The following is a 13710-nucleotide window of genomic DNA, read 5'->3' as shown; positions in this document are numbered from 1 at the left end:
ATCTGTCCTATGTGCCCCCGTTGTATCCGCTGGAGGTGCGTCTTCAGCGTGGTCGCTATCAGTATGCTAAGTTTAAGTTGTGGTTAAGCCAGCTAAGCCAATAGGAAAGGCTTACAAGCTGCCGATGGTACAGGCATATTAAGACCAATCACTTAGTGAGCTGAAAGTGATGAAACTCAGGTTGTGACTTATAGCAAGGGCCGAGAGGATGCATCGCGTTGTGTGCAGATACTTCTATTGCTCTAGGTCTTGAGGGAATTGTATGCCAGGTCGCTGCTTGATTTAGTGGCGGTAAAAGAGCGCTTTCTTGGTGCGACAATGTGTCGTTTATACATCAGATGCCTGTTGACGATACTTATTATGGTATCGCGTCATATGAGATCGCTTTTGCAATAATTATTGACTACTATTAAATCTTGCTATCTTCCACAAAAAGGATGTTGATATGAAAGGTACCCTTGTAAATAAAGTGGCAAGCGTCATTGGCGCATTGTTGCTTTCCACCTCAGCCTTGGCTGCCGAAAAGCCCAATATTTTAGTTATTATGGGGGATGATATCGGCTGGTTTAATACCAGTGCTTATAACCACGGAATGATGGGCTACACCACGCCCAATATCGATCGAATCGCCAATGACGGTGTGTTATTTACCGATGGTTATGGACAGCAAAGTTGTACTGCGGGCCGTGCAGCCTTTATTACCGGTCAATCGCCGAAGCGTACGGGCCTATTGAAGATCGGTATGCCTGGAGATCCTATCGGCCTTTCAGAGAAAGATCCCACCTTAGCAGAACTGCTTAAACCACTTGGCTATACCACCGGTCAGTTTGGTAAAAATCACTTGGGTGATTTGGATAAGTTTTTGCCCACCAACCACGGCTTTGATGAATTTTTTGGTAACTTGTACCACTTGAATGCTGAAGAGGAGCCGGAAAACCCTGATTATCCAAAAGATCCAGAATTTCGCAAAAAATTCGGCCCTCGTGGGGTTATAAAATCTACGGCGGATGGCAAAATTCAAGATACCGGCCCTTTGACATCAACAAGAATGGAAACTATCGATGAAGAGTTTCTTGCCTCTACGCTCGACTTTATCGAAAGAGCGCACAAGGCCGGTAAGCCTTTCTTTGTTTGGCACAACGCTTCGCGCATGCATATTTTTACCCACCTGAAGCCAGAGTCAGCGGGCAAAACTGGTCGCGGAGTTCACGCCGACGGCATGGTGGAGCACGACGGGCATGTTGGGGTACTGCTGGATAAATTGGATGAGCTTGGTATTACCGATAACACCATCGTGCTGTACACCACTGATAATGGGGCTGAAAAATTCAGCTGGCCAGATGGTGGCACCAGTCCATTCCGGGGCGAAAAAGCATCGACTTGGGAAGGCGGTATCCGTATACCTATGATGGTTCGTTGGCCGGCTCAGATCCCCGGTGGCCAAGTGAATAATGAGATTATCTCGCTAGAAGATTGGGTGCCAACCTTGATGGCAGCGGCTGGTGAATCGGATATAAAACAGCGGTTGCTAAAAGGTCATCAGGCGGGAAACAAGAAGTTTAAAGTCCATTTGGATGGTTATAACGTGTTGCCCAGCTTAAAAGGGGCGGATGAGGCTTGGCCACGTAAAGAGTTCTTTGCGTTTGTGGATGATGGTTCATTGGGCGCTGTTCGTTATGGCCCTTGGAAGGCGCATTTCTCCATTCAGCAGCATGAAGGGTTAGGCTCTTGGATGAACGCGCAAACTCCACTAAAGGCGCCTATGCTAATTGACCTTCGTGCCGATCCGTTCGAGATGGCGCCAGAGGACTCTTCATACTATGATGATTGGCTCGTGCGTCATATGTATGCTTTTGTGCCGCTGCAGAACCTGGTTAAGAACTTTATGGCCACGTTCGAAGAGTTTCCGCCTCGCCAAGAGGGTGGTAGTTTCACCCCTAAACAGTAGGTCAAGTGTTTTTCCTGGCCATGGGTTGTCATGGCCAGGATGTCTATTTTCTCGCTGTTCATTCGTTGATAATCTAAGTTGACGGGTTTGTTCTATAACTCTCCTAACTCCTCCCAGTTCGCTTTCGTGGATGATTTTTCGGTGGTCCATACTTATCTGAACGCCCAATGAGTTCGCGTTAATAGGTTTCTGCAATCCGCCGCCTATAGTTTTTACGTTGACCTGGCCTGTATTTTATTGATTCGGTAGCGCAACTGTTAACCTCGGTGATCAGGCACCGGGCGTTTCCGTTTTACCGTCGATAAAAATTGCTATAAGTGATAGCCATAAAGCCTAATGCTGCTTTAAGCGCTAATGTGGCGTTACCCATGTTTAATGACTTTAATAATGGCAGGGTCGCTCGTTCGAGCTGTTTTGGTTTTTGCCCGGTGTATTAGGTGGGGCTTGTTTTAAGCGTGGCCTTTGACGTTTGTGAAGTGCTTTTGTTTCGGTGTTTAGTAATTGCTGAGCTCTTCACGACCTAAGAAATACTTTTTGTACTGCGGATTAATGTTGTTTAGGTACGGATTACGCAAAATAAAAATCCGGCGGTTGTTAAGGTTAATGGCGTCGAGGTTGGCCTGGTAGTGCTTGCGCCAAAGCTCGAGTGCCGAGCCATCGGTGTAGGCGAGCTGAAGCCCACGATTAAGGCGGGCAAAAACCTTGGGTTTACTTTTGTGAACCCAAAAAAAGCGCGGTAATGGGTAATAAAGGGCTAAATTTGGGTTGATACGAAAGCCGCCGATGTCGCCATAGTTTTGCCATTCTGGTTGTATCTCGCTCGGTCCGCGGCAGAATAAATCAAAGCGCTCGCCTGCGAGCATGGGGAATAGGTTTTCATAGTTGGCGGCCTCCATGACGGAAAACCCGTTGTGTTTAAGTATGTCGCTATCGAGCCAGCCGACACCTTGCCCAATACTGAGTTTGCGCAATTGCTCGAGGTTGACGATGTTGCCGGTTTGTGTGGCCGATTGGTTGTTTTCAAAACAGATTCGGTAGCTGAATATTCCGCGATCGATGGGGTAGGCGGGGTAGTAAAATGTGTTGGTTAGCTTTTGCGCGTAACTGGTTTTAAAAATTAAATTGTCTTTGCCTGTGGCCAGCGCCATGGCGCGGGGTAAGTTCATGGGGGCGGCGGGCGTTAGGGTGTAAGGGCCAAATTCGGGCGTAGTTTTGTCGAGCGCTAAACGCAACAGTTCCATCTCGTAGCTAAAGCGATGGTCGCCGGTGGAGCCGGGGGTGCGGTATTGGTAGTTGGTGATGCTGGCACTGTTGTCTGCAAGCTCCTCAGCATAGGCGTTGATGGCCGGGAGGAGAAATAAAATCCAGCACAAAATTGGCCACGTCCCTATAGGTTTGCTTCCTATGATGATCTGTCGGTTTTGCTGCATTTGGTATAGCTGTGTGGCTCTATCAGTGGGTCTTATCTGTGTAGTGTAGCTGACGGGCTACCGCTGTGTGCTTATTCTGCCAGCTGGTTATGAGAAAATAGCGTGATCTGGGGGCAGAGTGGTTGCCCCGCTCGTGCCAGCGCCATATGGAGACCCTCGATCCCCATAGGCTCGTGGTGGTAATACAATTGCCTGGGAAGTGTGTTGCGGCCGGTTTTACGGGCGAACTCTGGCTCGAAGTCAAAATACGCCGGCGGTTGTTGGCCTTCTGGTGCGATACGTACGCGGTTTAAACCCTCTGATATGCCCGTGCCCCGGGCTTTAAAAAAGGCCTCTTTCAGTGTCCAGAGTCGGTAAAACTCGCGGCTACGCGCTGGCTCATCGAGGGTCGAGAGCCGTTGGTGCTCACTTGGATGATAGTAGTGGCGGGCGATGGCCATGACATTGCGTGGCTTGCGTGGGTGCTCTAGGTCAATGCCGATAGCGCCCTCGGGGGCCACCGCTAAGGCGATCCAGTGGCCGCTGTGGCTCAGGCTAAAATGGGGTGCATGTGGGTGTTCGAGTTTCGGTTTGCCGGCGCGGTTTGTTATAAATCGAAGTTGCTCGGGCTTTTGGTGGCAGTAAGTGGCCAAAATGGTGCGCAACAGCGCTCGCGCGCTTAAAAATCCGTATTTTTGTTGCTCGGTGCGGTAGCGCTGCATACGCGCGCGCTCGGTATCGCAAAGTCGCTTTAGCCAGAGCGTTGTCTGAGGCATGTTGGCAGTAAGTAGATCGGCCGGGCAAAGCCAAACGTTGGTTGGCATAGTCTTAAGGCTCGGCGGTCAAGGCGGTCAGTTGGCCGCTGAGAATGTCGGTGGCGCCGCAGGTTATATGGAACTGGCACATTGAGCTTGTAAGGTTACTGGCGAGCAGCTCAACGCGAATGGTTAAGGTGCCCGTATGCTCGTCGAGCCACTGGCAGCAAGGGGTTAGCTTGGATGCGGTGGCAATCATCCCCCTTTTGGGTGGCAGGCCTGGTTCTCTTAGGCGCGCGTGGGCGGCTAACGCTTGAGCGGCGTACTCGACACCGGCAAATACTGAAAGGCGGCCGTCATCGCGCAGTGGGTTGTCTCGCTCTATGTGTGAAGTGGCGTGGCAGATAATATGGTGTTCGTCCCAAGCGGTGATAGAATCCACCAGCACCATGGGTGCTTGGTGGGGGATCAGCTCGGCAATGTCGGGAATCAGTGTCGCAGTCATAGAGTCTATCGTTATCCGGTTAGTGAGGGCATGATAACCGATGTCAGAGCAATTTCGTGTTGATGAATTCGCCGCCTGCGTGCAGGGGCATTTTGTCGGTTATCCGCTGGTGCCGGGTGCGTATTTATTGGGCAAAATACATGCTCACATAGTCAGCCGGTTTCCGGCGAATCCTGTGCTCGATATTAAAAAGGTTAAGTTTGTTGCCCCAGTATTACCGGGACAGCTGGTGCAGATAACGATCGACGACACCCGCTGGCCTAGGCTGGGCGTCCAGCTTAGCACTGAGCAAGGCCGAGTGTTAGAAGCTTCGGCGGTGCTCGCGGCCGGTTAAACATTCTCTCGGGATCATTACCAGTGTGCCAATAGCCTGCAAGGTGGTGTAAAATGTCGCCCGATTTGCCCGTTGTGGCGGGCGAGAGGAGATGACAATAATTGCGTGCATCAATGGTTGTGTGGGTATCAGAGGCTAGAGCTTGGGCGCCGGGCATAGAGACGCCTGCCGCGTGGTCTATCTGGTCAGATAATCCGCAGGCGGTGACGTCGAGCGAGCGCCCTGCCGCCGCGCAAGTGCCGGCGATGACACGGCGGCGGCTAACTCGCTGGGGGCGCCAAGCACTGGAAGTTGCGGGCCCTTGCGCCACTCGTTTGAATGTTGACACCCCAGTTATTTTTAGCTCCCGCCACGGAGATACGCAGCGTACGCTGGGGTTGCTCGAGGCGCTTGCGGCGGGCGACCCTTTGTCACCCAATGCCTTTAGTCTATCGGTGCACAACTCGGCGCTCGGGTTATTTACCATTTTGCATAAACTGCAAGCGCCCTCACTGGCGCTCGCCGCCGGCCGCGAGACTTTGGCTCACGCTTGGGTCGAGGCGGTTACTCACCTTGCGGCCGGTGCGCCGCGGGTGTTGTTGGTGCATACCGATGAGCCGCTGGCGGGCACTTATGAGCCGTTTATTGACGAACTCGACATCCCCGCCTCTATTGCCCTGGTGCTGGAGCGCAAGCCAACAGCGGGGGCGGTACCGGTTAGCTTGAGCTGCGAGTCTTTTACGGGGGTGCCCGATAATCGCTCGCTGTTGTTGGCTTTTTTAGCTTGGTGGTTTTCGTTTGAGCCCAAATTGCATTATGGTGCAGGCGACAAAAGGTGGTGCTGGGAACGCCTCGACCATGTGGCTTAAGCGACGTCTGGACCGGCTTTGGCGAATCAGTGCAACGGGCTTCTGTTTTGGCTTTTTTTTCGTAGGCGGTCTGCTGCAATCTTTGCTGGTGTTTCCGGTGGTATATGGCTTGCCTGGCAGCAAAGCTAAAAAGGCGCGGCGGGTACGGGCGATACAGCAAAAAACTTTTGCCCGGTTTGTTCAGCTTATGCAGTTGTTCGGTTTGATTCGGGTAAGGTTGCATAATACCGAGCTGTTAGCGCAGTCGCCGGGTTGCCTGGTGATCGCCAACCATCCGACCTTGATTGATGTTGTGATTTTGTTTGCTAATTTGCCCCGTGCAAACTGTGTAGTGAAGGGCGAATTATGGCGCAACCGGTATTTAAAAGGGGTGATGCGGGCAGCTGGTTTTATCAGTAACGACAGCGGCGAGCAGTTGCTACAAGGCTGTCGTCAGGCGCTCGACTCTGGCGAGGCTGTGCTGATTTTTCCGGAGGGCTCGCGTACCGCCCCCGGTGAGGCGCCTAGATTTAAGCGCGGCTTGGCTAATATTGCGGTGCGCACCGGCGCGCCGATACTGACAGCGTTTATAACCTGCAACCCATTGACCTTGACCAAAGGGGCGCCTTGGTATCGGATTCCGCCGCGCCGCGCTGATATCGATGTTTATTTTGCCGAGCTATTGCAGCCGCAGGCGCTAGTTGACGATTTTGCTGATAAGCCTCGTGCAGCGCGACTGTTGACCAGGCATTTAGAAAATTATTTTGAGGAAGGGTTAAAGCGTTATGGCTGATACAGCTGAAGAGATTAAACAGATGATCATTGATGAGCTGGAGCTAGAGGATATTAGTACGGCTGATATCGCTACCGACGCGCCGCTGTTTGGCGATGGTTTGGGGCTCGACTCTATCGATGCGCTGGAGCTCGGCTTGGCATTGCAAAAGCGCTTTAATGTTAAAATTGATGCAAATTCTGAGCAGAACAAAGAGCACTTTCGCAGTGTCGCCTCGCTGCGCGATTTTGTTTTGGCGCAACAAAGTTAAACGAGAGTTTCATGACTAAAGACGAAATATATTCAGAGCTAAAAGCGGTTCTGGTTCAATCTTTTATGATCGACGAAGGCGACATCTCTTTGGACGCCGATCTGTATACTGATTTGGACTTTGACAGTATTGATGCTATCGACCTAGCGGCAAAAATCCATAGTGTTACCGGTAAGCAGTTAAAGCCCGAGCAGTTTAAAGGGGTTCGCACCATTGGCGATGCGGTTAATGTTGTCGATGAGCTTATGAGAAACGGTTGATGCGCGGGTTGGGAGTAGTAATTGCGTTATTACTCCTGCTGTACCCGCTGCTGGTGTATTTTGGTACTCAGTGGCTAGAGCCCCGCTGGTTGGGGTTGTTGTTTGCCAGCGTTTATTTGCTTCGTTTGATTGTCGTTGCGCGTCGTTGCTGGCAGCGACTACTGTTAATAGGCGCAATGTTTCTGGGCGCTGGTATATTGTGGTGGGTTAACAGCGAGACCTTGCTAAAGCTGTTGCCGGTTTTTATTAACCTAGGGCTGGCGAGTTATTTTGCGTATACCCTTTGGTGTCCGCCTAGTATCCCGACTCGCGTTGCTACCTTAGAATATCACGGTAATTTACCCCCGGTGGTCGAGCGTTACACAATCGCAATTACGCGTTTGTGGTGTGGGTTTTTTATCGTAAATGCCAGCGTTGCTTTGGCAACTGCACTGTTTTTTAGTCGCGAAGTCTGGACACTTTACAATGGCCTGATTGCCTACATTGCCATAGGGCTGCTGTTTGCGTTTGAGTATGGTTACCGAATATTGATTTTTCACAAAAAACACGGGTTATGAACACCTCGGTTAATGTCAGGGATGTCGTTTTGGCGGGCGGTAAGCAAACGCTTGCGTGGCGCTCGAAGACCGCTATTAACGGCGATGAGCTACGCGCCCAGGTGCTGCTTCTGGCGCGCGCACTTGCACGTCTGGACGCGCACTCTATCGCTTTGTGGCTCCCCGATAGTTACGATTTTTTAGCGGCCTTTTTAGCGCTCGCGTTGGCGGGTAAACGCATCGTTTTGCCTCATACCTTGCAAGCGGGCGCCAGTGTGCAAATGGCCGAACATTTTGATGCGTTATTGGCGTATGAGCCTCAGCCTGCGCTTACTTGTCCGCAGTACTCCCCCTCTGAGCTAATGGCCCGTGGTCTGCTCGAACCCGAGCGGGAGTATTCTTGCCATAATCCGGTTGCCATTACTCTATTTACGTCTGGCTCTACCGGCGCGCCGCAGCCGGTGCATAAAACCTTGCAAGAGCTGGAAGCGGAGGTGGCGGTGCTGGCCCACGATTTTCCGAGTGTCGGTGCGAGCCCCGTGATTGCCAGCGTGTCGCATCATCATATTTACGGTTTGCTGCATGTGCTCTTGTGGCCGTTGTATCGCGGTGCACCGTTTGTGGTCGAGCCGGTGCAATTCCCAGAGGATCTGATCGAGCAACTGTCCCGGTATGGCCCGGCGGTGTGGGTTGCAAGCCCGACGCATTTGGCGCGTATCCCTCAGTCTACGGTGTTTGTTGCCTCCGCCCCGCTTTTGTTGGAGGTATTCTCCTCTGGCGGCTTACTGTCTGAGCGGGCCGCCGCCGGACTTACCGCCAAGCTTGCTCGCTCGCCCGTTGAGGTGTTGGGCAGTACCGAGACTGGCGGTGTGGCATGGCGGCGCCAGAGCGACTCACCGCGCTGGCGCGCTTTGCACGAGGTTGAATTAGCGCAATCGGCGCGCGGTTGCCTGCTGGTGCGCAGTGGCCATCTGAATTTGCCCGACGCCTTTGAGATGGGCGATAAAATTGCAATGCTTGACGGCCACGGATTTGAACTCTTGGGCCGGGTCGATACGGTTGTTAAGGTGGAGGGCAAGCGCTTGTCTTTGACGGAGCTGGAGGCGCGTCTTAGCGAATCGCCCTTAATCGACCAAGCTCGTGCGGCGGTGGTTCGCGGTCGGCGCGATGAAGTGGGCGTTGTGGCAACGCTAACAGAGGCGGGGGCACAGGCGCTTGAGCGCAGCGGCAAACATAAGTTGAACACCCAATTGCGACATTACTTGTCAGGTTTTTTTGATCGACCTTTGATCCCCAGGCGCTGGCGTTATCTTGAACACATGCCGAGCAACGCTCAAGGAAAGGTTTTAATGGCTGATATTGTTCGCTGTTTAGAGGAGCGTCATTCGTAATGCAGTTGCCCGAGCCTATTGCTGTTCAGCAGCGCGCCGACGAATTTATCTTGACGCTAGAGCTGCAACCTCACGAGCCGTGTTTTGCCGGTCATTTTGAGGGGCTGCCGGTGTTGGCGGGTGTTATTCAGGTGGGCTGGGTAATCGCTTATGCCGAGCGTTTTTTACAGCAGCGTTTTGAGTTTTTGGGGTTGGCCTCCAATAAATTTTTACAACTGGTACGCCCGCCGGTGAGCTTACAGTTGACGGTGCAGTATCAGCCTGAGCACAAACGTTTAAAGTTTGTGTATCGCATGCCAAATGGTGTCTGTTCCCGTGGCGCGATCAATGTTCAGGAGATGTCGTGAACGAGACTGACGTTAAGTGTTGTGCGGTTATCCCAGTTTACAAGCACGCGCATGTAGTAGAGCCTTGTGTTCGTCAGTTGCGGGCGCAAGGTGTTACTTGTGTGTTGGTCAACGATGGCGGCGATGCTGATGCCAGCGCTACGTTGCGTCGGTTGTGCGATGACACCGGCAGTGAGCTGTGTGAGCAGTTTCCCAACGGCGGCAAAGGCAGTGCGGTACTGCTGGGTATGCAGCACGCGCAGCGCTTAGGTTTTACTCACGCGCTGCAAATCGATGCTGATGGCCAGCATGAGGTGAGCGATGCTCCTAAGCTAATAGCAATGGCTACTCGGCATCCGCAGGCGGTTATTTCGGGTGTGCCTCAGTACGACCAGTCAGTGCCCAGGCTGCGGTTGTATTGCCGATACTTAACTCACGTTTGGGTTTGGATAGAAACTCTATCGTTTGATATTCGCGATTCTATGTGTGGCTTTAGAGTGTATCCGTTAGCGCCGACGCTAACACTTGCCCGCGCGGTGACACTCGGTTCGCGTATGGATTTTGATACCGAAGTGTTGGTGCGTTTGCACTGGCGTGGCGTCACAATCATGAGCGTTCCTACCCGGGTGGTGTATCCCGAGCACGGCATTTCTAATTTTCGATTGTGGGGCGATAATGTGGCGATTAGCTGGATGCACACTCGTCTAGTCTTGGGCATGCTGGCGCGTTCGCCGATGCTGTTGGCGCGCAAAGTGCGCCGTAGTTTTGGGGGCGTTTATGACTGACCCCCATTGGTCCGAAGCGCGCGAGCGCGGCAGCGCTTGGGGTATGCAGCTATTGTTTTCGGTGTACCGCTTTGGTGGCCGGATACTGGTGTATCCGGTGGTGTGCATTATTGTCTCGTATTTTTATCTAACGCGCGCCTCGGTGCGGCGCCACTCGGCGCGTTATCTGGCAAGGGCGACCGGGCATAAAGCCCGTGCGTTGCAGGTGTGGCGTCATCACTTGGCGTTTGCCCGGGCCTTAATGGATCGGCTCGATGCTTGGATGGGGCGTATTCAGCGTAAAGATGTCGATTTTCCAGGGCACCAAACACTGCGTCAATTGCAGGCGGATAAAAAGGGTGGTGTATTACTTGGCGCGCATTTTGGCAACTTAGAAATGTGTCGCGCGGTGGTAGAGAACGACGGCTCGCTTAAACTCAATGTTATTTTGCACAACGCCAATACCGCCAAGTTTAATAAAGTGGTGGAGCGCGCAAGTCAGCGCTCGGGCGTGCGCTTGATTCAAGTTGATGATATTACCCCGGCCACTGCCATGATGCTGAAAGCCAAGCTCGACGAAGGTGAATTTTTAATTCTATTGGCCGATCGTTTGCCACCGGGCAATACCCAGCGATATTTTTCAGCCCCGTTCCTTGGCGCTCAGGCTCGTTTTCCGACGGGGCCATTTTGGCTGGCTTTGTTGCTTGATGCCCCGGTATTTTTTATGGCGGGGTTTGACACTGGCAGTGGCTATCGCGCCCGGCTGGTGCCACTGCGTGAAGCGGGCCGGGTACGTCGTTCTGAGCGCGACCGCGCCTGTCAGACAATGCTCGCCGACTACATCGAACAGCTTGAACAGTTGTGCCGCGCCTACCCGTTACAGTGGTTTAATTTTTTCGATTACTGGGGCGATGAGCGCTCCGCTGAAAACAGCACCAGGAGTGATGTAACTAATGAGCAATAAGCAACCAGCCAACGCGATCGAATTTGGTGCTCGACACATCACCATTGAGGATATTGTTGCCATTGCCCAAGGTGATGGCGCACGCTTAACCGATGATCCCACCACCCGCGAGCGGATTAATGCCAGTGCGCGATTTGTGCGCGATTTGTGGCGTGAAGAGGGCGTTATTTACGGTGTAACCACCGGCTACGGTGACTCTTGTACTGTGTCTATTCCACCGCATTTGGTTGAGGAGTTGCCACTGCATTTAACGCGTTTTCACGGCTGTGGTATGGGGCGTGAGTTTGATCCGACCCACGGTCGCGCTATTTTAGCCGCCCGTTTGGCCTCTTTGTGCAAAGGCTATTCTGGCGTGCGCGAAGAGTTGTTAGAGCAGTTGGTCAGTTATATTAATAACGACATTGTCCCTGTCGTCCCCGAGGAGGGCTCGGTGGGGGCCAGCGGTGATTTAACACCGCTGTCGTACGTTGCTGCTGCTTTAATTGGCGAGCGAGAGGTGTATGTTAATGGTCGCAAGCGCGTCACCGCTGAGGTTTTACAAGAGCACAATTTAACCCCGTTAAAACTGATGCCGAAAGAAGGCTTGGCCATTATGAACGGCACGGCGGTTATGACCGCCGTCGCCTGTTTGGCCTTTGAGCGCGCACAGTATCTGGCCCGCCTAGCCACTCGGGTAACTGCTATGGTGAGTGTGGCATTAAAGGGCAACACCCATCACTTTGATGCACGCCTGTTTGCGGTTAAGCCGCATCCGGGGCAGGGGCAAATTGCCGCCTGGATTCACTCGGACTTAAACGCCCACGAGGTAGAGCGCAATTCCGATCGTCTGCAAGATCGCTACTCGGTGCGCTGCGCGCCGCACATTATTGGTGTGCTGCAAGACTCTTTACCTTGGTTGCGTCAGTTTATTGAAACCGAGCTAAACAGCGCCAACGACAACCCAATTATTGATGGCGAGGGCGAACATGTGCTGCACGGCGGGCACTTTTACGGTGGCCACATTGCGTTTGCGATGGATTCGTTAAAAGTCGCCGTCGCCAATTTAGCTGACCTGATTGACCGGCAAATGGCGCTGTTAATGGACGTTAAATTTAACAATGGCTTGCCCTCTAATTTGTCTGGTGCGAGCGCCGAGCGAGCGATGATTAATCATGGCTTTAAGGCCGTGCAAATTGGCACCTCAGCCTGGACCGCCGAGGCGCTAAAAAACACCATGCCGGCCAGTGTGTTTTCTCGCTCGACCGAGTGTCACAACCAAGATAAAGTCAGTATGGGCACTATCGCAGCGCGCGATTGCGAACGGGTGTTGGAGCTTACCGAGCAAGTGGTTGCCGCTGGTGTTTTGGCGGCAACCCAAGCGCTGCACTTGCGACAGCAACAACCGGATTTTGATCAGGCCGCGATTACCGCACCGCTAGCCAGTATGATGGCTCAGGTGCGCGAGGACTTTGATATTGTCTCCGAAGATCGGCCGCTGGAGGGCGTGCTGCGCCAAACGGTAGAGGCTATTCGCGCGCAGCGCTGGGAGCTGTACCCCAATGAGCAATAGTGCTCCGCTTGTGCAAGCCAGTGTCGAGCTGCGTGTACCCTTTTACGATGTCGATAGTATGGATATCGTCTGGCACGGCAATTACCTAAAATATTTCGAAGACGCGCGCTGCGCGCTATTGGATAAGATCGCTTACAACTACACCGCCATGCGCGAGTCAGGGTATGGCTTTCCGGTGGTAGATGTTCGTTTGAAATATGTTAAGCCCGCCACGTTTAATCGCACCATTCGGGTCGATGCGACGTTAGTTGAATCTGATGTGCGGCTAAAAATCGACTATCGAATTATTGATATTGCAACGGATACGGTATTGACTAAGGGCTATAGCATACAAGTTGCGGTGGCGCGCGATACCGGTGAGATGTGTTTTACCTTGCCCGATATTTTCCGGCAAAAGCTTCGAGTGTTTGCCGGGCAGAAGGGAGAAGTAAATGAGTGATTTAATTGAGTGTCGCGCCAGAAAATCCGTTGTTCTGGCAAAGGTGTTGGGTTTTTGTTTGTGTGTTTGGTCGTGCGTGGGTGTGGCCCAAGGGGTATTTGATCATCCGGTGCAAGCAGGCAGTGCTGAGGCGGAATCGCTGGAAGTTATCGCCGACGAATTGCGGCAAAATCTACCGGTCAGCGGTGCTATTAAGCAGCAAAAGCATTTAGCCATCTTACGCGAGCCGATGGTGTCTAAAGGGGCGTTTACGTTGGCCGCTGACGGTGATTTGCAATGGCGTATCACTGAGCCATTTGCGGTTGCCTATTCGATGGCCGCTGGCGAGTTGACGCGAGAAATGGATGGCAAAAGCGAAACTATTACCGCGTCGGCCGAGCCTGCATTGTACGGCTTTTTTCAGTTGTTCGGGCGTTTGTTTGACTTAAGTTTGCAAGATTTAAACAGTTATTTCTCGGTTTACTTGTTAACGGCGGCCGAGGCCGGAGAGCATTGGGTGATTGGTTTGACGCCGCAGGATTCGCGTTTGCAAAAAGTGCTGTCGCACATTGTTGTACAGGGCGAAGACGGCATGATTGACCAGGTTACGCTCACCGAGCCCGGGGAAGACTACACTGTATTGTATTTTTCTTATGCAGCCGCTGACGAGACAGAGTAACC

At 52.6% G+C, this 13710-nt stretch carries 17 protein-coding genes; 14 read left to right on the top strand and 3 right to left on the bottom strand.

Annotated elements, in window-relative coordinates; genetic code table 11:
• Positions 1-445 precede the first annotated feature (445 nt).
• Complete coding sequence (locus tag ACGHAD_RS14100; protein WP_382417987.1) at positions 446-1948, top strand: arylsulfatase; 1503 nt, start codon at positions 446-448, stop codon at positions 1946-1948.
• Between the two features lie 494 nt (positions 1949-2442).
• Here ACGHAD_RS14100 and ACGHAD_RS14095 read toward each other — a convergent pair whose 3' ends face one another.
• The 3 genes from ACGHAD_RS14095 to ACGHAD_RS14085 form a co-directional block, all read right to left on the bottom strand.
• A complete protein-coding gene (locus ACGHAD_RS14095) occupies positions 2443-3321 on the bottom strand; it encodes a hypothetical protein (protein ID WP_382417988.1) in 879 nt (292 codons plus the stop codon).
• Between the two features lie 128 nt (positions 3322-3449).
• Positions 3450-4181: a 4'-phosphopantetheinyl transferase family protein gene (locus ACGHAD_RS14090; RefSeq protein WP_382417990.1), complete on the bottom strand. Its 732-nt coding sequence runs from the start codon at positions 4179-4181 to the stop codon at positions 3450-3452.
• A 4-nt stretch (positions 4182-4185) separates the two neighbouring features.
• The gene (locus ACGHAD_RS14085; protein ID WP_382417992.1) at positions 4186-4617 is read right to left on the bottom strand and encodes a hypothetical protein; all 432 of its coding nucleotides are present in this window, start codon (positions 4615-4617) and stop codon (positions 4186-4188) included.
• A 40-nt stretch (positions 4618-4657) separates the two neighbouring features.
• On the opposite strand from ACGHAD_RS14085, the gene ACGHAD_RS14080 reads away from it, so the two are divergent.
• The 13 genes from ACGHAD_RS14080 (at position 4658) to ACGHAD_RS14020 (ending at position 13708) form a co-directional block, all read left to right on the top strand.
• Entirely contained in the window at positions 4658-4951 is a 294-nt protein-coding gene (locus tag ACGHAD_RS14080; RefSeq protein ID WP_382417994.1) for a hypothetical protein, read from the top strand.
• Between the two features lie 101 nt (positions 4952-5052).
• A complete protein-coding gene (locus ACGHAD_RS14075) occupies positions 5053-5799 on the top strand; it encodes a beta-ketoacyl synthase chain length factor (protein WP_339615815.1) in 747 nt (248 codons plus the stop codon).
• On the top strand, positions 5789-6571 hold the full coding sequence (locus ACGHAD_RS14070; RefSeq protein ID WP_339615816.1) for a lysophospholipid acyltransferase family protein: 783 nt from the start codon (positions 5789-5791) through the stop codon (positions 6569-6571). The genes ACGHAD_RS14075 and ACGHAD_RS14070 overlap by 11 nt, the downstream gene beginning before the upstream one ends.
• A complete protein-coding gene (locus ACGHAD_RS14065) occupies positions 6564-6821 on the top strand; it encodes a phosphopantetheine-binding protein (protein WP_339615817.1) in 258 nt (85 codons plus the stop codon). The genes ACGHAD_RS14070 and ACGHAD_RS14065 overlap by 8 nt, the downstream gene beginning before the upstream one ends.
• Positions 6822-6832: 11 nt before the next feature.
• The gene (locus tag ACGHAD_RS14060) at positions 6833-7081 is read left to right on the top strand and encodes an acyl carrier protein (RefSeq protein ID WP_339615818.1); all 249 of its coding nucleotides are present in this window, start codon (positions 6833-6835) and stop codon (positions 7079-7081) included.
• Positions 7081-7638, top strand: a complete 558-nt coding sequence (locus ACGHAD_RS14055) for a hypothetical protein (protein WP_382417997.1) — start codon at positions 7081-7083, stop codon at positions 7636-7638. The genes ACGHAD_RS14060 and ACGHAD_RS14055 overlap by 1 nt, the downstream gene beginning before the upstream one ends.
• A complete protein-coding gene (locus tag ACGHAD_RS14050; protein WP_382417999.1) occupies positions 7635-9008 on the top strand; it encodes an AMP-binding protein in 1374 nt (457 codons plus the stop codon). Before ACGHAD_RS14055 ends, ACGHAD_RS14050 begins: the two co-directional genes overlap by 4 nt.
• Positions 9008-9355 (top strand): hypothetical protein, encoded by a 348-nt coding sequence (locus tag ACGHAD_RS14045; RefSeq protein WP_382418001.1) that lies wholly within the window; start codon positions 9008-9010, stop codon positions 9353-9355. The genes ACGHAD_RS14050 and ACGHAD_RS14045 overlap by 1 nt, the downstream gene beginning before the upstream one ends.
• A complete protein-coding gene (locus ACGHAD_RS14040) occupies positions 9352-10119 on the top strand; it encodes a glycosyltransferase family 2 protein (protein WP_382418003.1) in 768 nt (255 codons plus the stop codon). The genes ACGHAD_RS14045 and ACGHAD_RS14040 overlap by 4 nt, the downstream gene beginning before the upstream one ends.
• Positions 10112-11062 (top strand): hypothetical protein, encoded by a 951-nt coding sequence (locus ACGHAD_RS14035; RefSeq protein WP_339615823.1) that lies wholly within the window; start codon positions 10112-10114, stop codon positions 11060-11062. Before ACGHAD_RS14040 ends, ACGHAD_RS14035 begins: the two co-directional genes overlap by 8 nt.
• A complete protein-coding gene (gene hutH, locus ACGHAD_RS14030) occupies positions 11052-12611 on the top strand; it encodes a histidine ammonia-lyase (protein WP_382418005.1) in 1560 nt (519 codons plus the stop codon). The genes ACGHAD_RS14035 and hutH overlap by 11 nt, the downstream gene beginning before the upstream one ends.
• On the top strand, positions 12601-13050 hold the full coding sequence (locus ACGHAD_RS14025; protein ID WP_382418007.1) for an acyl-CoA thioesterase: 450 nt from the start codon (positions 12601-12603) through the stop codon (positions 13048-13050). Before hutH ends, ACGHAD_RS14025 begins: the two co-directional genes overlap by 11 nt.
• Entirely contained in the window at positions 13043-13708 is a 666-nt protein-coding gene (locus tag ACGHAD_RS14020; protein ID WP_382418009.1) for an outer membrane lipoprotein carrier protein LolA, read from the top strand. Before ACGHAD_RS14025 ends, ACGHAD_RS14020 begins: the two co-directional genes overlap by 8 nt.
• Positions 13709-13710 lie beyond the last annotated feature (2 nt).

Source organism: Gilvimarinus japonicus (genome assembly GCF_042847215.1).
GTDB classification, from domain to species: domain Bacteria; phylum Pseudomonadota; class Gammaproteobacteria; order Pseudomonadales; family Cellvibrionaceae; genus Gilvimarinus; species Gilvimarinus japonicus.
This window is presented reverse-complemented; position numbering and strand designations above follow the sequence as displayed.